This is a genomic window from Candidatus Pantoea soli, assembly GCF_007833795.1.
GTDB classification, from domain to species: domain Bacteria; phylum Pseudomonadota; class Gammaproteobacteria; order Enterobacterales; family Enterobacteriaceae; genus Pantoea; species Pantoea soli.
Genome location: NZ_CP032702.1, coordinates 901796 through 921573 on the forward strand (window position 1 = coordinate 901796; position 19778 = coordinate 921573).

Here is a 19778-nt window from a genome sequence, read left to right on the forward strand (position 1 = left end):
GTTTGTTTTCCCCGTCGGGTGTGCCGTGCGCACCCGACAACCCCGCTGTTGATGCCCCGATCTTCTCCTGCCGCGCTGCCCACTACTGTCTCTGGCTTGCACTTCGCTGCCGACTCAGGTCAAATAGCGCCCATGCAATCGTTTGCGTGCGTAAACCGTGCGTATCTGCTGCTTTTATCGCCATGTCGCGCATTTTTCCCGCCTTTGTGATGCATGTCTTGCGTTGAAGTCCCCTTCAGCGACGAAAAGCAGTTAGCATGTGCGCGGTAACGTGGCAGGCGCGGACAATCCGCGCCGCCCTGATTTTCAGCCGTCGTTCCGGCTGTATAGTGAAGATGATTCTGGAGAGACAGATGGACAACTCACAAACCGGTACCCTGGGTACGGTGGAGGCGGCGGCAAAAGGCTGGCGCAAGAGTGATACCGTGTGGATGCTGGGCCTGTACGGCACGGCAATTGGCGCTGGCGTGCTGTTCCTGCCCATCAACGCCGGGGCAGGCGGGTTAATTCCGCTGATTATCATGGCGCTGCTGGCCTTTCCGATGACCTTTTATGCACACCGCGCGCTGACGCGGTTTGTGCTGTCCGGTAAACATCCCGGCGAAGACATTACGGATGTGGTGGAAGAGCACTTCGGGCGCGGCGCCGGCAAGATCATCACGCTGCTTTACTTCTTTGCCATCTATCCAATCCTGCTGATGTATAGCGTGGCCATCACCAATACCGTGGACAGCTTTATCGTGCACCAGTTAGGGCTGGTGGCACCGCCACGCGCGCTGCTGGCGCTGCTGCTGATTGTCGGCATGATGACGGTGGTGCGCTTTGGTGAGCAGATGATAGTGAAGGCGATGAGCGTGCTGGTGTTTCCGTTTGTGGCGGTGCTGATGCTGATGGCGGCCTATCTGGTGCCGCACTGGCACGGCGCCGCGCTGGAAACCCTGTCATTATCCGGCGACGCGGACAACAGCATCTGGATGACGCTGTGGCTGGCGATTCCGGTGATGGTGTTCTCCTTTAACCACTCGCCTATCATCTCCTCCTTTGCCGTGGCGAAGCGCGAGGAGTATGGTGCCGGGGCAGAGAAGAAATGTTCCCGCATTCTGGCCAGCGCCCATCTGATGATGGTGGTCACCGTGATGTTCTTTGTCTTCAGCTGCGTGCTGAGTTTGTCACCGGCCGATTTGCAGGCAGCAAAAGCGCAGAACATCACGATTCTGAGCTATCTGGCGAACCATTTTTCCGTGCCGATGATTGCGTGGATGGGGCCGGTGATTGCCATGGTGGCGATCACTAAATCCTTCCTCGGCCACTACCTCGGCGCGCGCGAAGGCTTTAACGGGCTGGTGATAAAATCACTGCGCAGCCGTGGCAAGAGCATCACGCCGCAGCGCATGAACCGCATTACTACGCTGTTTATGCTGCTGACAACCTGGCTGGTGGCCACGCTGAATCCGAGCATCCTCGGTATGATTGAAACGCTGGGCGGGCCTGTTATCGCCACCATCCTGTTCCTGATGCCGATGTACGCCATTCACAAAGTGCCGGCCATGCGCCAGTACAGCGGCAAAATCAGCAACCTGTTTGTGGTGCTGGTTGGGGTGCTGGCTATCTCATCCATCGCGTGGTCGCTGCTGCGCTAAGCGAGGATACCCCGGCCGGGCAGCCGGGGTGGCGACCCGCCGGGGAGAACAAGGCCCCGGCGAGGGGCCAGGGCGCGGGCGGCGTCAGACCGCCGCGGTTTTAAATACCGCCATAGACTGCGCCAGGCGATCGGCCTGCTCCTGCAGCGCCTGCGAGGCCGCCGAGGCTTCCTGCACCAGCGCGGCGTTCTGCTGCGTGACCGCTTCCATCTGCGTAATGGCCTGATTGATCTCGCTGATACCGCTGCTCTGTTCACTGCTGGCAATGGTAATTTCGCTCATGATCCCGGCCACGCTGGTAACGCTATTGACCACTTCGCCAATGGTGGAACCGGCCTGCGTCACCAGGCGGCTGCCCTCATCCACCTGCGCGACAGAATCTTCGATCAGTACCTTAATCTCTTTTGCTGCTGAGGCGGAGCGCTGCGCCAGGTTACGTACTTCGGATGCTACCACCGCAAATCCGCGTCCCTGTTCGCCGGCACGGGCGGCTTCCACCGCGGCGTTAAGCGACAGAATGTTGGTCTGGAAGGCGATAGAATCGATCACGCTGATGATATCAACAATCTTCTTCGACGAGAGCGCAATGGCTTCCATCTTCTCGATTACCTGTTCCATCACCACGCCGCCTTCTTTGGCCACGCCGGAGGTTTTCGCCACCAGCATGTTCGCTTCACGGGCGTTTTCCGCGTTGTGTTTGACGGTCGCGGTCATCTGCTCCATCGCCGAGGCTGTCTCCTCCAGTGAGCTGGCCTGCTGCTCAGTGCGGGAAGAGAGGTCAATGTTGCCGCTGGAGATTTGATTGGACGCCACCGCAATGGTATCGGAACCGGCCCGCACGTTTGACACAATGGTCAGCAGATTGTCATTCATGCTCTGCAACGCCTGCATCAGCACGCCGGTTTCGTCCCTGCTGCGCACTTCAATATGCGAACTGAGATCGCCTGCGGCCACGTTGCCGGCAATCCGTACCGCTTCATTCAGCGGCTGCACAATTGAGCGGGTCAGCAGATAGCCCAGCACCACCGCGGCAATGACGGCGATAATCGAGCAAATCAGCGTAATTTCTACCGCCGTCGACCCTTCCTGAATAATCTTCGCGCCTTCCTGTTGCAGCTGCTGGGATTGCGAATCGGCGAACGCCTCCGCGCTGCTGAGATACGCGTTCTGGATCGCGGTGATCTTTTTCAGCACGTAATAGCTGGCATCGTCGGCTTTGCCGGCGCGCACCAGCTCCAGCACCGCATTTTTTTCCTGCTCAAACTGACGGCTGGCCGCCAGCAGACCGGCAATTTTCTTTTTGCCCACCGGCGTCACCTGTATGGCCTCGATCTTTTTCATCGCGCTGTTGGTGTGTTCGGTGGCGTCTGCCAGCTGCTGATAACGCTGCACGTTAAATTGCGGGCGGGTGGTATCAATGACGATACCGCGCAGGTATTTAATCTGCTCATTGACGCCGTCACGCACGTCGAAGCCGAGGCGCACTTTGACATAGCGGTCCTCCACGATCGACGTGATGCCACCCTTGATGTTGTTGATTTTCACAATAGAGGTCACGCCGACCACCACCAGCAGTGCCACCACTAAACCAAAGGCGATGCCCAGACGGACGCCGACCTTCATATTCTTCAGGCTCAACATTGGTTCTCCCCGTAATGCTAAAAATGTGTGATTGTCAGACGGAAAAGCAGGCTGTTAACCGGCAGTATGTCGCTGTTACATCAGGAAAAAGGTCGTTCACTGCGTCCCCGATGCTGGTATGGCAGCATCGGCACAAGCTTTTTAGTTATCGGTTGGCAGGGGGGTATCTTTAGTTTTTTTGAAGCATGTCACACACCAGCCGGCGTGGTGTCAGGCGATTGATTAGCGGCACAGCAGTAACCGGCGAATGCGCTGACGAATAGCGTTCACCGTCCGGCCGGGCATGCGCGCCGGTGGCCTTCACCGCGGGAGAGGGGTAATGCAGCGCTGAGGCGATTAAGCCGGAGCAGGGGAGCAGGGGAACAGACAGGCACAATACAGGGCGGCGGCGACAGCGCGCGCAGACCGCAGCAGTACGATCGCGCGCCCGCCGCCCGGACGCCGGGCAGAAAAAAGGCGCGAAATTCGCGCCTGATGGAAGAGGGAAAACCTAGCGCTTCTTGTTCAGCACGCCGTAAATCACGCTGGAGAGTTCGTTGATCTCAAACTTCGCAACGTAGCCATCGGCGCCCACTTTACGTACGTGGTCTTCGTTGGCGCTGCCGGAAAGGGAGGAGTGAATCACCACCGGAATTTTGCGCAGCACGTCATCGCGCTTGATATTACGCGTCAGCGTAAAGCCATCCATCTCCGGCATCTCCAGATCGGTCAGCACCAGCGCGATTTTATCGTGAATTGACTCACCCTTAGCCTGGGCTTCTTTCTGCATTTCGTTGATTTTAATCCAGGCTTCCAGACCGGTGTTATGCATCAGAGCCGGAATGCCCATGCTCTTCAGGCCCTGTTCCAGCAGCTGACGCGCCACCTTTGAATCTTCGGCGACAATCGCCACCTGGCCTGGTTTGAGATTGAAATTTTTCACGGTTTCAGCGCCTGGCTCGACGCCGCGCACCGAAGGAATGATGTCATACAGAATCTGTTCCACATCCAGCACCAGCGCCAGGTTGTTGCTCTGGCCGTCGGTGTCCAGACAGGCGATGCTGGTGATATTGCGGCTGCCGATGCCGGCTTCTGCGGTATGCACCTGGTTCCAGTCAAGACGCACGATATTCTCTACCGATTCCACCGCGAACGCCTGGGTGCTGCGCGCATACTCGGTGACCAGCAGCAGGTTCAGGCCGGTTTCCGGTTTACAGCCGGTGACCGCCGGCAGATCGATCACCGGGATAAACTGGCCGCGGATGCTGGCCATACCCAGCAGCGGCGAGTTCATGCCGGCCGCGCGGGTGATCGGCGGCATCGGCACAATTTCACGCAGCTTGAACACGTTGATGCCGTAAAGCTCAGATTTGCCTTTCAGCTGATCGGAACCCAACCGGAACAGCAGCAGTTCGAACTTATTGGAAAGCGCAAGGTTTGCGCGTTCATCGATCTCTTTCTGAAAATTATCCATCATGGCCTCGGGCAGAATCTGGGCGAATTAAAGGGGCAGGGCGAAAGCGCCATGATTAACTTATCGGCAGCGAGGAAAAAAAATGCAGTGAGGGGAGCGTAAATTTTAGCGTAAGGGCGATCGCCCTCACGCTCTGGCGCTGTTACTTCAGCAGAATGGCGCGGACGCTTTTGCCTTTGATTTTACCTTCTTTCAGCTTAATCAGGGCCTTCTTCGCCTGCGCAGCCTCAATGGCCACGTAAGCGTGCGTCTGCGTCAGATCGATCTTACCAATCTGATCGCCGCTGAAACCGGCTTCGCCGGTCAGCGCGCCGAGAATATCACCCGGACGGATTTTGGCTTTACGCCCACCGTCAATGCACAGCGTCATCATTGCCGCCGGTAACGCCCGCGTGGTTTTACCGGCCAGCGTGGCGGCAGAGACCCAGTTCAGCTTCTGCTGCAGATAATCTTCCAGCGCATGCGCGCGCACCATCTCATCGGCAGTGACAAAGCTGACGGCTAAGCCCGTTTCGCCGGCGCGGCCGGTACGGCCAATGCGGTGGATATGCACCTCCGGATCCCACGCCAGCTGGAAGTTAACCACCAGCGCCAGCGATTTGATATCCAGTCCGCGCGCGGCAACATCAGTGGCAATCAGCACACGGCTGCTGCCATTGGCGAAGCGGATCAGCACCCGCTCACGGTCACGCTGTTCCAGATCGCCATGCAGCGCCAGCGCGCTAATCTGCCGGTCGTTCAGCGCGGCCGCAATGTCATCGCATTCGCGTTTGGTGTTACAGAACACCACGCAGGAAGCAGGCTGCTGCTGGCTCAGCAGGGCACACAGCAACGCCACGCGCTCGCTGGCTGCGGCTTCAATAAACTGCTGTTCAATGGCAGGCAGTTCGGCGCGGTCTTCCGTTGCCACCGCCAGCGCATCACGCTGGAAACGCTGGCTCAGGCTGGCAATGGTATCCGGCCAGGTGGCGGAAAACAGCAGCGTCTGGCGCGCATCCGGGGTGAAACCGATGATCGCTTCCATATCGTCGCGGAAGCCCATCTCCAGCATCCGGTCCGCCTCATCCAGCACCAGCGTTTGCAGCCGGGTGAGATCGAGATTATCGCGTTTCAGGTGATCGAGAATGCGGCCCGGCGTGCCCACCACGATGTGCGGCGCGTGCACCAGCGAATCCCGCTGCGCGCTCATTGGCTGGCCGCCGCACAGCGTCAGAATCTTGATATTGCGCGTGAAGCGCGCCAGCTGGCGCAGCACATTACTGACCTGGTCGGCCAGCTCGCGCGTCGGGCACAGCACCAGCGCCTGAGTATGAAACTGGCTGTTATCGATGCGGTTCAGCAGGCCGATACCAAAGGCGGCGGTTTTGCCGCTACCGGTTTTCGCCTGCGCACGCACGTCGCGTCCGGCAAGAATAGCGGGCAGCGAAGCGGCCTGCACCGGCGTCATGGCGTCGAAACCCATCTCGCGCAGGTTGTCGAGCTGGCTGGCGGGAAGTTGCGTCAGGGTAGAAAAAGCAGTCACAAAAATGTCTCTGATAGCGGGCAAAATAGCGGCGCCAGTCTGGCAGAAAGGGGCGGGATCGGCAATGGTAAATCACCGCAGCCGGCTGCGTGCGCTGGCGAGGGTGACCCTGTGCGCACACCGAAGGTTTCGCCGGAAATTATCGCAAAGTTTTAATGCATCCGGCAGGGGGCGACGACGCCAGTGGCAGGCGTGCCGGCGTTATGCGCTGTGGCGATAAATGAGTTCTGCAGCGAAAATGACGCAGACTGGCGGGGATTTTGCAGCACTTTCCTCATGGTTGCGCTTATGTGTCAGCGGCGGCAGCGGAAAATGTGCTTAAAAATTGCCTGCGCTTTGCTTTATATTTAGCGCGCCAATTGGCGATTGATTTTAACTTCAGAGGTCATTTCATTGAGTCATCACGTCCAGGGACATAACGAGGACATTCTGAAAATCGTCGGCCGCGCCGTGTTAACGCTTCATCTGCATGGAGAGTCTTTATCCTCCGATAAAGTCAGTTCGATGATTGCCTGTTACGCGGAAGAAGAGCCTGTCAGTGACGATGAGCATCAGCGTTTATATGCGCTCGCGATTCAGATGTTATCGTGATCCAGCATCCGGAAGGGGCGTATTGCGCCCCGGTTTTATCGCAAAGCCTCCCATGGAGGCTTTTTGCTTTTCCGGTCCAGGAAACCTGTCAGGCACTGAATACCGGTACGCCGCGGTGAAACGTGGCGCATACCGGTGCGATGCGCGCCACCGCTTCGGCGGAACAGCTGGCCGCCACCAGCATCATGCTGGCGTCATCCTGCAGCTGCGGCCACTGCCGCTCACCGCGGTCTGACAGCGGCAGTATCCCGCCGGTTGCGATATGCAGGGCGCGGCTCAGGCTGAACTCATCCGCACTGCGATACAGCTGGGCATACAGGTTGGCCTTCTCCAGCATGCTGCCGGTGCCAAAGGGTGACCAGTGGTCAATCACGCTGTCCGTGCCGGTCATGACCGTCACGCCGGCAGCCTGCAGCTGCGGCAATGGCATGGTCAGTTTGCCCAGCGGCAGCGTGGAGGCCACGCTGATCTGCTGCTCCGCCAGTCCGGCAAGGGTGCTGTCCAGCGCCCGACCTTCCAGCGTGGCAAGCGCAAAGCCGTGGCTCAGGGTCACTTTGCCTTTCAGCTGCGGAGTTTTGGCAACCGTATCAATCATGTAGTGAATCGCCGCCACGCCGGAGGGCGCGGTTTCGTGCAGATGGATGTCCACGCCGCGATTGAAATCCACGGCAATCTGAAACATCGCATCCAGCGAAGCCTGCATGGCACCATCGACGCGTGTCGGGTCCAGGCCGCCAGCAAACTGAACGCCCTGCTGCATCGCTTCCCGCATCAGGCCCTCCACCTGTGCCCGCAGCAGGCCATGCTGCGGGAAAGCGACAATCTCGCAGTGAAAGTGCGGCCGGTTCGCCAGCGCCTGCTGCAGATGCGCCAGACTTTGCAAACCGCTGACCGGGTCGATATTGCAGTGGCTGCGCGCTTCGGTGGTGCCTTTGCTGTACAGCAGATCAATCAGCGCTTCCGCCCGCGCCTGCGAGGTGGGCAGCAGCTGCGGAATCAGCACCTGTTCACGGGCAATCATATCCATGATGGTTTTGCCCTGGCGCGGGCGCGGTGCCTGCCACGGTCCGCCATAGAAGGTTTTATCGAGGTGAATATGCATATCACGGGTACGCGGCAGCAGCAGGGCACCTGCGGCATCCCACTGCGGCAGGTCGCTGACGCGCGCCTGACCGGCGCGTTCAATGGCGGCGAACCTGCCCGCCTGTACGGTGATGTCATACAGCGCAGTGTGGGTGGCGATCACCTCACCGCCTTCGCGCTCAAACCCCTCTTCGAGGCGCACGTTGCGCAGCTGGTAGCGATCGCCCTGCGGCAGCGGCGGTCGGGCGGGGGCGTTATCGGGGGCGGCATGGCTCATGCCTGCGGCCAGCAGGCTGCCGGCGGCCGTCAGGCGCAGGCCCTGCTGAAGAAAATCACGACGGCTGGGTGAGGTCACGGTCATCAGAGGCTCCGGTCACAACGGAAAAGCCTAATCTGGCAAAAGCGTCACGGCTGCGCTGCGATATTTTCCACTGCTGGTCAGTGGAAAAATCACTGCCACTGCAGCTGGCAGAAGGTGACCAGCGCAGCGGCCAGCGCCTGCTGCAGCGCATCCGTAGGGGCACGACAAAACAGCGCCAGTTCAATGTGGGTCACCGGCGGTAAGCCTTCGGCATGACCCAATACGCGGTGACCAGGCTGGCGGCAGCTGGCGGGCAGCAGCGTCACGCCGAGTCCGGCCGCGCTGGCGCTGGCGAGGGCAACCAGGCTGGCGCTGCTGTAGCTGATACGCCAGCTGCGGCCCAGACTGTCCAGCGCCTGACACGTCTCTTCGCGGTACAGCCCCTGCTGCGGAAACACCACCAGCGGCACCGGCGTCTGTTCAAAGCAGGGATGCGCCGCGCTGTCCAGCCACAGCAGCGGTTCCGGACGCGCTGCCAGCGGTCGCGCGCCGCCCGGCTGTTTGATCAGCAGGATGTCCAGCTCTTCACGCTCCCAGGCGCGCTGCAGGTCAACATACATGCCGCTCATGACATCCAGCCGTAGCTGAGGATGTTCGCGACTGAATTGCGCCAGCAGGCGGGCGGTCGGCGCGGCAAAATCTTCCGGCACGCCCAGCCGCAAAATGCCGTCGCGCCACTTATCGCTCAGTACGTCGTGCGCTTCACCGTTCAGCGCGATAATCCGCCGCGCATAGCCCAGCAGCTTTTCCCCCTCTTCGGTCAGCACCACCTGATGTGACGTCCGTTCCAGCAGCGCTTTTCCCACCATCTCTTCCAGTCTTCTGATCTGCTGACTGACGGTGGACTGTGACAGATGCACGCGCTCAGCGGCACGGGTAAAGCTGGCGGTTTCGCACACGGCCACAAAGCTCAGCAATTGCTGCGGGGTAAACATCGGCTGACGATTCATTTTTCCACTGCTCACTATGCGGTTATTTCATTTCCAGATAGTAACGCGGCCTGCGATGCTGGCAACCTTTACCTGACAGGAACCTGTATGAACCGACACGCGCACGGACTGACCCTCGCCGCTCTGGTGCTGGCGGGGCTGAATATGCGTCCGTTTCTGACCTCCGTCAGCCCGCTGCTGGCTTCACTGCGGCACAGTGCCGGCTTATCGCCGCTGGCCGCCACGCTGTTGCCCGCCGTGCCGATGATGATGATGGGAGCCGTGGCGCTGTGCAGCGCATCGCTGCTGCAGCGGGTGCCCCTGTCGCGGCTGCTGCTGAGCGGATTACTGCTGCTGCTGCTGGCGCTGGCGGCGCGCAGCGTAACGATGACCGGCAGCGGGCTGGTGCTCAGCGCGCTGTGGGCCGGGCTGGGCGCAGGCATCGTACAAATGGTGATGCCGGCGGTGATCCGCCAGCGCTTTACCCGCCGCCACGCAGCGGTGACCGGTTTATGGGCCGCGGCGCTGATGGGTGGGGGTGGCGCAGGGGCGGCGCTGTCGCCGTGGCTGAATACCTGGCTGGGCACGCCGCTGGCGCTGGCCAGCTGGAGCGTGCCGGTGTTGCTGGCGATTGCGCTGTGGCTTAGCGTGCGCCTGCCGGCCGCGCCATCCGCCGCAGCGAGCGCGCTGCCGCCGCTGTGGCGCAAACCGCGTGCCTGGTCGCTGGCGCTGAGTTTTGGCCTGGTCAACGGGGGCTATGCGATTTGCGTGGCGTGGCTGCCGGATGCGTTTCATCACCTGGGCTGGTCGCCGCAGGCGGGCGGCTCGCTGCTGGGCATCATGATCCTTTTTCAGGTCGCCGGTGCGCTGCTGATGCCGCTGCTGGCACGCAGCGCCGATCGTCGTCCGGCGCTGCTGGTCAGCCTGCTGTGCCAGCTGGCCGGTATGAGCGGTTTTCTGCTGGCCCCGCTGCTGGCCCCGTGGCTGTGGGCGGCCGTGACCGGCTTTGGGCTGGGCGCAGCGTTTCCGCTGGCGATAGTGCTGGCGCTTGATCACCTGCCTGCACCGCAGGCGGGCGCGCGGCTGGTAGCGTTTATGCAGGGCGCAGGCTTTCTGCTGGCAGGCTGCATGCCGTTCCTTGCCGGACAGCTGCAGCTGCTCACCCACAGTTTTCGCCCGGTCTGGCTGCTGCAAAGCGCCATCACCCTTGGGCTGATTCTGCTCAGCCTGCGCTTCCATCCGTCTGGTTATCACCGGGCGTTTGGCTGGACCAGTCGCTGATTGGTCCTACCAATAAGGCGAAAACCCCGCCCGGCCATCACACATCGTGAAAAATCCGCGCCAGTTTGTTGCATGAGGTTAACAATGCATTAACTATCTCACACCAGAAGGCCTGCTGCCGGAATTTGGTCCTACCAATTCCGGCGGAAAGGCTGAACCCTGCGGTGCACCCCTGCATCAGCCGATGCACCGCAATGCTCAGGTGACCTCTGGAGAAAACGGCATGCAGGTGTGGCAACAAAATTACGATCCGCTCAACAATCTGTGGCTATCCAGCCTGGTCGCGGTGATCCCGATTGTGTTCTTCTTTTTCGCGCTGATTAAACTCAAGCTGAAAGGCTATCAGGCCGGTACGGCAACCGTGGTGCTGGCGCTGCTGGTGGCACTGCTGCTGTATGGTATGCCGCTTGCTCAGGCGCTGGCCGCCGTGGTTTTTGGCTTTTTTTACGGGCTGTGGCCAATTGCCTGGATCATTGTGGCAGCGGTGTTTGTATACCGGATTTCGGTGAAAACCGGGCAGTTTGATATTATCCGCGCGTCGATCCTGTCGATCACGCCCGATCAGCGGTTGCAGATGCTGATTGTGGGCTTCTCCTTCGGCGCGTTTCTGGAAGGGGCCGCCGGGTTTGGCGCACCGGTAGCCATCACGGCTGCGCTGCTGGTCGGGCTGGGGTTTAAACCCCTGTATGCCGCGGGACTATGCCTGATTGTCAACACCGCGCCGGTGGCCTTCGGGGCGATGGGGATTCCGATTATCGTTGCCGGCCAGGTCACCGGGCTGGACAGCTTCCACATTGGCCAGATGGCGGGCCGTCAGCTGCCGTTCCTGACGCTGATCGTGCTGTTCTGGATTATGGCCATCATGGATGGCTGGCGCGGCATGAAAGAAACCTGGCCTGCGGTGATGGTGGCGGGCGGATCCTTTGCCATCGCGCAGTTCCTCAGCTCCAACTTTCTCGGCCCGGAACTGCCGGATATTATCTCCTCGCTGGCTTCACTGATCTGCCTGACGCTGTTTCTGCGCCGCTGGCAGCCGGTGCGTATTTTCCGCTTTGACACTGCGGATGCCAGCGCGCCGGCAGCGCAGTCGCCGCGCTACAGCGCCGCACAGATTGTGCGGGCGTGGATGCCGTTTCTGTTCTTGACCGCCACGGTCACGCTGTGGAGCATTCCACCGTTCAAAGCGCTGTTTGCCAAAGGGGGCGCGCTGTATGAGTGGGTGTTTACCGTCCCGGTTCCGCTGCTGCATGAGCTGGTGGCACGTATGCCGCCGGTGGTCAGTCAGGCAACCCCTTATGCCGCGCTGTTCAAATTTGATGTGCTGTCCGCCACCGGCACCGCCATTCTGGTTGCCGCGCTGCTGTCGATTGTCTGGCTGCGCATGTCGCCCAAAGCGGCGCTGCAGACCTTTGCCGAAACGCTGAAGGAGCTGGCGCTGCCCATCTACTCTATCGGCATGGTGCTGGCTTTTGCCTTTATCTCTAACTATTCCGGGCTGTCGGCCACGCTGGCGCTGGCGCTGGCCCATACCGGCGATGCCTTTACCTTTTTCTCGCCGTTTCTGGGCTGGCTGGGCGTGTTCCTCACCGGATCGGACACCTCATCCAATGCGCTGTTTGCGGCCCTGCAGGCCACCACGGCGCAGCAGATTGGCGTCTCCGATGTGCTGCTGGTGGCGGCCAACACTACTGGCGGCGTGACCGGTAAAATGATCTCCCCGCAGTCGATCGCCATCGCCTGCGCCGCGGTGGGGCTGGTGGGCCGTGAATCCGACCTGTTCCGGTTTACGGTCAAACACAGCCTGATTTTTACCTGCCTGGTGGGTGTGATAACCACGCTACAGGCCTATGTCTTAACCTGGATGATCCCATGAACCCAACCACGCCGCGCCTGGCAGAAACCCTGCAGGCGCGTCTGAGCGACTGGATTAACACACACCAGCTGCAGCCCGGCATGCGCTTACCGGCAGAACGGCAGCTGGCGGCAGAGTTTGGCGTCTCGCGCTCATCGCTGCGCGAGGCCATTCAGCAGCTGATCAGCCGCGGTGTGCTTATCAGTAAGCGCGGCGGCGGCACCTGGCTGCAGCAGCTGCCGGAGCCCTGGTCTGAGCAGCGCATTGTGGAGCCGATTCGCCAGCTGCTGGCAGATGATCCCGATTATCGCTGGGACATTCTGGAGGCGCGCCATGCTATCGAGGCCAGCACCGCCTGGCATGCCGCGCTGCGCGCCACCGATGCCGATAAAGAGCGGCTGCGGCTGGCCTTTGACGCGCTGCTGACGCTGCATGACTGTGACGACCCCGACCTCGCTGCGCAGGCTGACCTGCGCTTTCATCTGGCGATTGCCGAAGCCTCGCACAATCTGGTGCTGCTGCAGACCATGCGCGGCTTTTTCGATCTGCTGCAATCCTCGGTACTGCACAGCCGTCAGCACATGTATACCCAGCCGGTGATTTTCAATCAGCTGAACGCGCAGCATCAGGCGATGTTTGATGCCGTGATGGCCGGCGACGCCGGCGCGGCGCGTCAGGCGGCGATGGATCACCTCGGCTTTGTTCACACCACGATGAAAATGCTGCATGAAGATGAAGCCCGGCAGGCGCGTATTACCCGTCTGCCCGGTGAGACGCACGCTAATCGCAAGGAAAACCCATCATGATTATTTCAGCTGCCAGTGACTACCGCGCCGCAGCGCAACGCATCCTGCCGCCGTTTCTGTTTCACTACCTCGACGGCGGCGCCTATGCGGAATATACCCTGAAGCGCAACGTTGACGATCTTGCTGCGGTGGCGCTGCGCCAGCGCGTACTGAAGAATATGTCGGCCCTGAGCCTGGAAACCCGGCTGTTTGGTGAAACCCTGGCGATGCCGGTGGCGCTGGCGCCGGTCGGGCTGTGCGGCATGTATGCGCGGCGCGGCGAGGTGCAGGCCGCCCGGGCCGCTGCGCGCAAAGGCATCCCGTTTACGCTTTCAACGGTTTCCGTGTGTCCGATTGAAGAGGTTGCGCCAGCCATTGACCGGCCGATGTGGTTTCAGCTTTATGTGCTGCGCGACCGTGGTTTTATGCGCAACGCGCTGGAGCGCGCCAAAGCGGCGGGCTGTACCACGCTGGTGTTCACCGTGGACATGCCCACGCCGGGCGCACGCTATCGCGATGCGCACTCCGGCATGAGCGGCCCGAACGCCGCCCTGCGGCGTTACTGGCAGGCGGTGACGCATCCGCAGTGGGCGTGGGATGTCGGGCTGCACGGCCGGCCGCACGATCTTGGCAATATCTCTGCTTACCTCGGTAAACCCACCGGTCTGGAAGATTACATCGGCTGGCTGGCCAGCAATTTCGATCCTTCCATCTCGTGGAAAGATCTGGAGTGGATTCGTGAGTTCTGGGATGGCCCCATGGTAATCAAAGGCATCCTCGATGCAGAGGATGCGCGCGACGCTGTACGGTTTGGCGCGGATGGGATTGTCGTCTCCAATCACGGCGGACGCCAGCTGGATGGCGTGCTCTCCTCCGCGCGGGCGCTGCCGGCGATCGCCGATGCGGTGAAAGGGGACATCACGATTCTCGCCGACAGCGGTATCCGCAATGGGCTGGACGTGGTGCGCATGATTGCACTGGGGGCCGACAGTGTGCTGCTGGGACGGGCTTTCATCTATGCGCTGGCCACGCACGGGCAGCGCGGCGTGGAGAATCTGCTCAGCCTGATTGAGAAAGAGATGCGCGTGGCCATGACGCTGACCGGTGCGAAGCGCATCAGCGATCTGACGCCGGATTCCCTGGTGCAGGCCGGGGCACTGCTGCGTGATGCCATGCAGAGCGGCGTAACGCGTGCGGCAAGCTAAAGCAGGCAAACCAGGCGGTGTTGTCTATACTGATTACCTGTCTGACTAACAGGAGGAATGACATGACCATTCACAAGAAAGGATCGGCCCATTGGGAAGGTGACATCAAAGGGAAAGGCACCGTCAGTACTGAAAGCGGCGTGCTGAACAACCAGCCTTATGGCTTTAATACCCGTTTCGAAGGGCAGAAGGGCACTAACCCGGAAGAGCTGATTGGTGCAGCGCATGCTGCCTGCTTCTCCATGGCCCTGTCACTGATGCTTGGCCAGGCCGGGCATAAGCCAGACAGCATCGATACCACGGCTGATGTGTCGCTGGATAAAAAGGGTGAAGGTTTCGCTATCACTAAAATCGCGCTGACCAGCACGATCGCCCTGCCAGGCGTGGATAACGCGGCGTTTGATGAAATCATTCAGAAAGCCAAAGCCGGCTGTCCGGTTTCTCAGGTGCTGAACGCTGAAATTACCCTGGATTATACGCTGAATAATTGATTGCCCTGCGGGGAGATCAGCGTTCTGTTTGCGATGCGCCTGTGGGCGCATCGCTGCTTTCTGCTGTCCGGAAAAGAGGCCTGGATGAGGACGCCACCCTGGCGGCAGCCGGGCCTGTGCAACGCGCAACGCGCGATGAGCCGTGGCGCTGACTTATGCGTCTGAAGGCGGGCGCATACCCCATTGCTCATCCGGTTGCCGATCGCAATCCTTGTGCTGGCGCGGCTGCCTTATCTGCTGACGGCATCATAGCTGCCGTGGCAGTTCTGAACCTCAGATCTGAATTTCAGACGTACTCGTTATCGTAGTGTGATTCCCGCACGTTACGCACGTTGCTGCGCGCAATGCGGTACGCCTTGCGTGGATCGCCAGCGACAAATTCAAACGTCGGCGAGTAGTAAAAAGGCAGCCAGCCGCCGAAGCCGCTTTCCCACTCCCAGCGCACCGGGCAGGGCCAGAGGATGCCATCATACAAAATGTAATAAACCCAGCGTCCGTGAGGACGACGGGGGCGGGTTTTTTTCATGGGATTCACAACGACAATAGTGTAAAACAGCTTATATTTTGAACGCTGAACGCCATTCCTGCAAGCTCACCTGGTTAATATTTACGCATGCGGAATGCGGCAGGCATGACATTAGCGGTGAACTTCACCGCACAGCAGTACCACATTGGGCCGGACCTGATGAATCCGAGCGGCCATCTGCTCACACGCCACTTTCGTGGGATAAATCCGCTCCGAGACCGGAAGCGCATCGCAGGCATCATGCCCGCACGCGCTCACCAGCAAGACAAAACCAATCAGCATACCCGACTCCTTCAGCCGCTTTTCTGTGAAACGAAAACAGCGGTAATGTGTTCCTTTTTCGATCCAGTATAGCTAAACGCGTTAAACGTCAATTATCAGCCTGAGCGGGTTTTTTGCCCGAACGCGCGCCAGATACGGCGCAGCACGCCCTGTTGCTGCACAATCTGGGCTAAACTGTGCGGCACCATCACACTGAGGAGCCCTCTATCTATGAATACTGACATTGCCCATCCGGCAAGTAGCCCGAAACAAGCCGCTCTGCAGCTGGTCATTGAGCTGGTGCGCGCCGGTAAACTGAGCCCGCTGCACGGCGACGCCTCAAACATGATTTCCATCTACGAGCAGTTCAAGGCGCACTTTGAGGCCGACAAGCAGAAAGATTCTGCCATTTCCTGATTTTCCCTGCCTCATCACGGCGTGCTGCGGCACGCCGCTGTCCCGAACGATTCTCCGCGTTTCGCATAATCTCTCTGCTTTACTATTGCATCACGAATAAATTTCCATGCCGGTGTTTGATATTTCTCACAAATACTTAAACCAAATCTGAAACCGGTTGCAGAAAATCTTTGTCCTGTGTATTCGTTAATTAAACCTCACTGAAAGGAACGCATCATGCCAAAGATTTTACTCTGCTGTGCCGCCGGAATGTCCACCAGCATGGTGGTGCAAAAGATGGAAAAAGCCGCAAAGGAGAAGGGCGTGGATGTCGAGATAAAAGCTGTTGGAATTGAAGAATTTAACGACGAGATTCCCCACTGCGACTGCTGCCTGCTTGGGCCGCAGATTAAATACAAAATGGCCGACTTCCAGCCGGTGGCGCAGCAGCTAAATAAACCGATTTCGGTCATAAATAGCATGGATTACGGCATGATGAATGGCGCGAAAATATTAGATGATTCACTGAAGCTGATTCACGCCTGACGCTTAACCTGACCGCAGAATAAAAGGTTTCGCCTGTGACAGTGTTCACAGGCGTATTCTTCTGTTGCCTGATGCAAGGAACTTCCCGATGAGCAGCATGAGTGAATCGTTATTTGGTGTCATCGAAAACCGTATCAGTCCGCTGGCCGGACGGCTCTCCAGCCAGCGCCACGTCATTGCTATTCGCGACGGGTTTATCGCGTCCATGCCGTTTCTGATCGTCGGCTCGTTCATGCTGCTGTTTGCGCATCCGCCGTTTGCCGCTGACAGCACATGGGCCTTTGCGCAGTGGTGGCTGGGCATGGTGAAAGTGCACGAAGCGCAGATCATGATGCCGTACAACATGACCATGGGGATTATGGCGCTCTATATCGCCAGCGCCATCGCTTATAACCTGGCGAACAGCTACAAGATGAACGGCTTTATGGCAGCCAGCCTGTCGCTGATGGCGTTTCTGGTGGTAGCCGCCCCGCAGAGTAATAACGGGCTGCCGGTCGGATCGCTGGGCGGTGAAGGCATTTTCACCGCGATTCTGGTCGCGCTGTATGCCACCGAGCTGATGCATTTTCTGCAAAAGCGCAACATTGGCTTCAAACTGCCGGAGCAGGTGCCGCCAAAAATCCGCCAGTCGTTTGATCTGCTGATCCCCATCATTGCCATTTTCATCACGCTGTTTCCGCTCAGCCTGTGGGTGCAGGCGCAGTTTGGCATGCTGCTGCCGCAGGCAATCATGGCCATTTTTGCGCCGGTGATCTCCGCTTCAGATTCGCTGCCGGCGGTGCTGGTGGCAGTGCTGCTGTGCCATATGCTGTGGTTCGCCGGTATTCACGGCGCGGTGATCGTGGGCGGTATTCTGCAGGCCTTCTGGCTGACCAACCTGGGTCTGAACCAGCAGGCGCTGAACGCCGGTGAGCCGGTCAGCCATGTCTTTATTGAGCCGTTCTGGCAATTCTTTATCGTGATTGGCGGTTCCGGTTCCACGCTGGGCCTGGTGCTGCTCTACCTGCGCAGTCAGTCAGCACACCTGCGCACCATCGGTAAGCTGAGCATTGTGCCTGGCATGTTTAACATCAACGAGCCGGTGATCTTTGGCTCACCGGTGGTGATGAACCCGATTCTGTTTATCCCGTTCATCTGCGCGCCGCTGGTCAATGCGGTGATTGCCTGGACCGCCACCAAAACCAACCTGATTAACCACGTCATTTCGCTGGCGCCCTGGACCACGCCTGCGCCCATCGGTGCCGCCTGGTCTACCGGCTGGGACTGGCGGGTGATTGTGCTGATTGCCGTGCTGGTGGGAATTGCCACGCTGATTTATTACCCGTTTTTCAAAATGTATGAGCGGCAGCTGCTGCAGCAGGAGCAGGAACAGGCCGCCGCCGCGCAACCGGTGAAGGAGGCATGATGGAAATTGATGAAAGCACGGTGATGGAATTGATTATTCAGGCGGGCGAAGCGCGCTCCTGTTCGATGGAAGCGCTGCGGGCTGCGCGCCGGCAGGACTGGTCGCACGCCGACGCCATGCTGACCGAAGCCAGCGAGGCGGCCCGGGCGGCACACCGCATTCAGACGGCGCTGATCGGCGCGGACGAAGGCTGCGGCAAAATTCCGGTCAACCTGATCATGGTGCACGCACAGGATCATCTGATGAATGCGATGCTGTGCCGTGAACTGGCGGAAGAGATTATTCAGCTGCGGCGCGAACTGGCTGCACGTTAACAAGGAGTCGGCATGCAACATCATAATCCTGGCGCGTTCCCGGACGGTTTTCTCTGGGGCGCTTCCACCTCGGCGTATCAGGTTGAAGGGGCATGGAACGAGGATGGCAAAGGGCCATCTGTCATAGATAAAGCGGCATTTCACGACGGCATCACCGATTTCACCGTCACCAGCGATCACTATCACCGCTTTCGTGAGGATATTGCGCTGCTGGCGGAAATGGGGCTGAAAACCTACCGTTTCTCTATCGCCTGGAGCCGCCTCTATCCACAGGGGGATGGCGAGCTTAATCCGGCCGGCGTGGCCTTTTACCAGCAGCTGATCGATGAAATCTGCCGCCACGGCATTGAACCGCTGGTCACGCTCTACCATTTCGATCTGCCGTGGGCGCTACAGCAGGACGGCGGCTGGTCGAACCGCCGCACGGTGGCCGCTTTTGAACGCTTCGCCGTCACCTGCTTTGAACAGTTTGGCCAGCAGGTAAAGTACTGGCTGACGATCAATGAGCAGAACATGATGATCCTCAAGGGCGAGGTAATTGGCACGCTGCCGCCGGGCACTGCGGATGTGCAGAAGACGCTGTACCAGCAGAATCACCATATGATGCTGGCGCAGGCCAAAGCGATGATCGCCTGCCATCAGCGTCTGCCGCACGCCCGCATCGGGCCGGCCCCCAATATTTCCTGCGTCTATGCCGCCAGCGCACGGCCGGAGGATGTGCTGGCCGCCGATAACTTCTCAGCGATCCGCAACTGGCTCTATCTCGACCTGGCGGTACACGGCCGCTACAACAATGTGGTCTGGTCGTTCCTGCAGCAGCGCGGCTGGCTGCCCGACATTGCGCCTGACGATATGGCGACCATCGCTGCCGGGAAGCCGGACTTTATCGCCTTCAACTATTACGCTTCGGCCACGGTCAGCGCGGATATGCCGGAGGTGGCGCGCGGCGAGCTGAACAGTAAACAGCAGGCGGATCAGCAGATGGCGGGCATTGATCGTTCAGTCTACGTCGGCTGTAACAATCCGCATCTGCAGCAGAATCAGTTCGGCTGGTATATCGATCCGGTTGGCTTTCGCATCACGGCGCGGGAGATTTATGCCCGCTACGCGCTGCCGCTGATCGTCACCGAAAACGGGCTGGGCGCATTTGATACGCTTGAGGCGGGTAACAAGGTCTATGACGATTACCGCATCGCCTATTTGCGTGCGCACATCGAACAGCTGCGGCTGGCGGTGGCGGATGGCGTTGAGCTGTTTGGCTACTGTCCGTGGTCAGCTATCGATCTGGTCAGTACGCATCAGGGCATCAGCAAGCGCTACGGCTTTGTCTATGTCAATCGTGACGAGCATGATCTGAAAGATCTGGCGCGTTATCGCAAGAAGAGTTTTTTCTGGTATCAGCAGCTGATCGCCAGCAACGGCGCAACGCTGGACGCTCAGGTAGAGTACTGAGCGATCAGGCGGCACCTTACCCGGTGTCGCCTTTATCTGAGCGG

The 19778-nt window shown here is 59.5% G+C and carries 18 protein-coding genes; 11 read left to right on the forward strand and 7 right to left on the reverse strand.

Features of this window, described 5'->3' with window-relative positions:
- Nucleotides 1-353: 353 nt before the first annotated feature.
- Nucleotides 354-1640 carry an HAAAP family serine/threonine permease gene (locus D8B20_RS04080; protein ID WP_145887364.1) on the forward strand — a complete coding sequence of 429 codons (1287 nt, stop codon included), beginning with the start codon at nucleotides 354-356 and terminating at the stop codon, nucleotides 1638-1640.
- An 84-nt stretch (nucleotides 1641-1724) separates the two neighbouring features.
- Here the strand turns inward: D8B20_RS04080 and D8B20_RS04085 are convergent, their stop codons facing one another.
- The 5 genes from D8B20_RS04085 to D8B20_RS04110 form a co-directional block, all read right to left on the reverse strand.
- Nucleotides 1725-3281: a methyl-accepting chemotaxis protein gene (locus tag D8B20_RS04085; protein WP_145887366.1), complete on the reverse strand. Its 1557-nt coding sequence runs from the start codon at nucleotides 3279-3281 to the stop codon at nucleotides 1725-1727.
- 490 nt (nucleotides 3282-3771) lie between these two features.
- Nucleotides 3772-4734, reverse strand: a complete 963-nt coding sequence (locus tag D8B20_RS04090) for a chemotaxis protein (protein ID WP_145890387.1) — start codon at nucleotides 4732-4734, stop codon at nucleotides 3772-3774.
- A 142-nt stretch (nucleotides 4735-4876) separates the two neighbouring features.
- The gene (gene dbpA, locus D8B20_RS04095) at nucleotides 4877-6256 is read right to left on the reverse strand and encodes an ATP-dependent RNA helicase DbpA (protein WP_145887368.1); all 1380 of its coding nucleotides are present in this window, start codon (nucleotides 6254-6256) and stop codon (nucleotides 4877-4879) included.
- 679 nt (nucleotides 6257-6935) lie between these two features.
- The gene (locus D8B20_RS04105; protein ID WP_370664128.1) at nucleotides 6936-8294 is read right to left on the reverse strand and encodes an amidohydrolase; all 1359 of its coding nucleotides are present in this window, start codon (nucleotides 8292-8294) and stop codon (nucleotides 6936-6938) included.
- Between the two features lie 86 nt (nucleotides 8295-8380).
- Nucleotides 8381-9241, reverse strand: a complete 861-nt coding sequence (locus tag D8B20_RS04110) for a LysR family transcriptional regulator (protein ID WP_145887374.1) — start codon at nucleotides 9239-9241, stop codon at nucleotides 8381-8383.
- Between the two features lie 87 nt (nucleotides 9242-9328).
- Between D8B20_RS04110 and D8B20_RS04115 the strand changes: the two genes are divergently transcribed.
- The 5 genes from D8B20_RS04115 to D8B20_RS04135 all read left to right on the forward strand — a co-directional run bounded on the left by D8B20_RS04115 (nucleotide 9329) and on the right by D8B20_RS04135 (nucleotide 14834).
- A complete protein-coding gene (locus tag D8B20_RS04115; RefSeq protein ID WP_145887376.1) occupies nucleotides 9329-10501 on the forward strand; it encodes a cyanate transporter in 1173 nt (390 codons plus the stop codon).
- 223 nt (nucleotides 10502-10724) lie between these two features.
- The gene (gene lldP / locus D8B20_RS04120; RefSeq protein WP_145887378.1) at nucleotides 10725-12374 is read left to right on the forward strand and encodes an L-lactate permease; all 1650 of its coding nucleotides are present in this window, start codon (nucleotides 10725-10727) and stop codon (nucleotides 12372-12374) included.
- Nucleotides 12371-13159, forward strand: coding sequence for a transcriptional regulator LldR (gene lldR, locus D8B20_RS04125; protein ID WP_145887380.1), 789 nt, complete (start codon nucleotides 12371-12373; stop codon nucleotides 13157-13159). The genes lldP and lldR overlap by 4 nt, the downstream gene beginning before the upstream one ends.
- The gene (gene lldD, locus D8B20_RS04130; RefSeq protein WP_145887382.1) at nucleotides 13156-14343 is read left to right on the forward strand and encodes an FMN-dependent L-lactate dehydrogenase LldD; all 1188 of its coding nucleotides are present in this window, start codon (nucleotides 13156-13158) and stop codon (nucleotides 14341-14343) included. Before lldR ends, lldD begins: the two co-directional genes overlap by 4 nt.
- Nucleotides 14344-14405: 62 nt before the next feature.
- On the forward strand, nucleotides 14406-14834 hold the full coding sequence (locus D8B20_RS04135; RefSeq protein ID WP_145887384.1) for an OsmC family protein: 429 nt from the start codon (nucleotides 14406-14408) through the stop codon (nucleotides 14832-14834).
- Nucleotides 14835-15120: 286 nt separating this feature from the next.
- Here D8B20_RS04135 and D8B20_RS04140 read toward each other — a convergent pair whose 3' ends face one another.
- Both D8B20_RS04140 and D8B20_RS21525 read right to left on the reverse strand, forming a co-directional pair.
- Complete coding sequence (locus D8B20_RS04140; RefSeq protein ID WP_145887386.1) at nucleotides 15121-15360, reverse strand: hypothetical protein; 240 nt, start codon at nucleotides 15358-15360, stop codon at nucleotides 15121-15123.
- Nucleotides 15361-15471: 111 nt separating this feature from the next.
- Nucleotides 15472-15642: a hypothetical protein gene (locus D8B20_RS21525; protein ID WP_186454399.1), complete on the reverse strand. Its 171-nt coding sequence runs from the start codon at nucleotides 15640-15642 to the stop codon at nucleotides 15472-15474.
- A gap of 210 nt (nucleotides 15643-15852) precedes the next feature.
- Between D8B20_RS21525 and D8B20_RS04145 the strand changes: the two genes are divergently transcribed.
- The 5 genes from D8B20_RS04145 (at nucleotide 15853) to D8B20_RS04165 (ending at nucleotide 19734) form a co-directional block, all read left to right on the forward strand.
- Nucleotides 15853-16038 (forward strand): hypothetical protein, encoded by a 186-nt coding sequence (locus D8B20_RS04145; RefSeq protein WP_145887388.1) that lies wholly within the window; start codon nucleotides 15853-15855, stop codon nucleotides 16036-16038.
- A gap of 216 nt (nucleotides 16039-16254) precedes the next feature.
- Nucleotides 16255-16563 carry a PTS sugar transporter subunit IIB gene (locus D8B20_RS04150; protein ID WP_145887390.1) on the forward strand — a complete coding sequence of 103 codons (309 nt, stop codon included), beginning with the start codon at nucleotides 16255-16257 and terminating at the stop codon, nucleotides 16561-16563.
- 88 nt (nucleotides 16564-16651) lie between these two features.
- A complete protein-coding gene (locus D8B20_RS04155; protein WP_145887392.1) occupies nucleotides 16652-17968 on the forward strand; it encodes a PTS sugar transporter subunit IIC in 1317 nt (438 codons plus the stop codon).
- Nucleotides 17968-18282, forward strand: coding sequence for a PTS lactose/cellobiose transporter subunit IIA (locus D8B20_RS04160; protein WP_145890388.1), 315 nt, complete (start codon nucleotides 17968-17970; stop codon nucleotides 18280-18282). Before D8B20_RS04155 ends, D8B20_RS04160 begins: the two co-directional genes overlap by 1 nt.
- 12 nt (nucleotides 18283-18294) lie before the next feature.
- Nucleotides 18295-19734, forward strand: a complete 1440-nt coding sequence (locus D8B20_RS04165; RefSeq protein WP_145887394.1) for a glycoside hydrolase family 1 protein — start codon at nucleotides 18295-18297, stop codon at nucleotides 19732-19734.
- The last annotated feature ends 44 nt before the right edge of the window (nucleotides 19735-19778 follow it).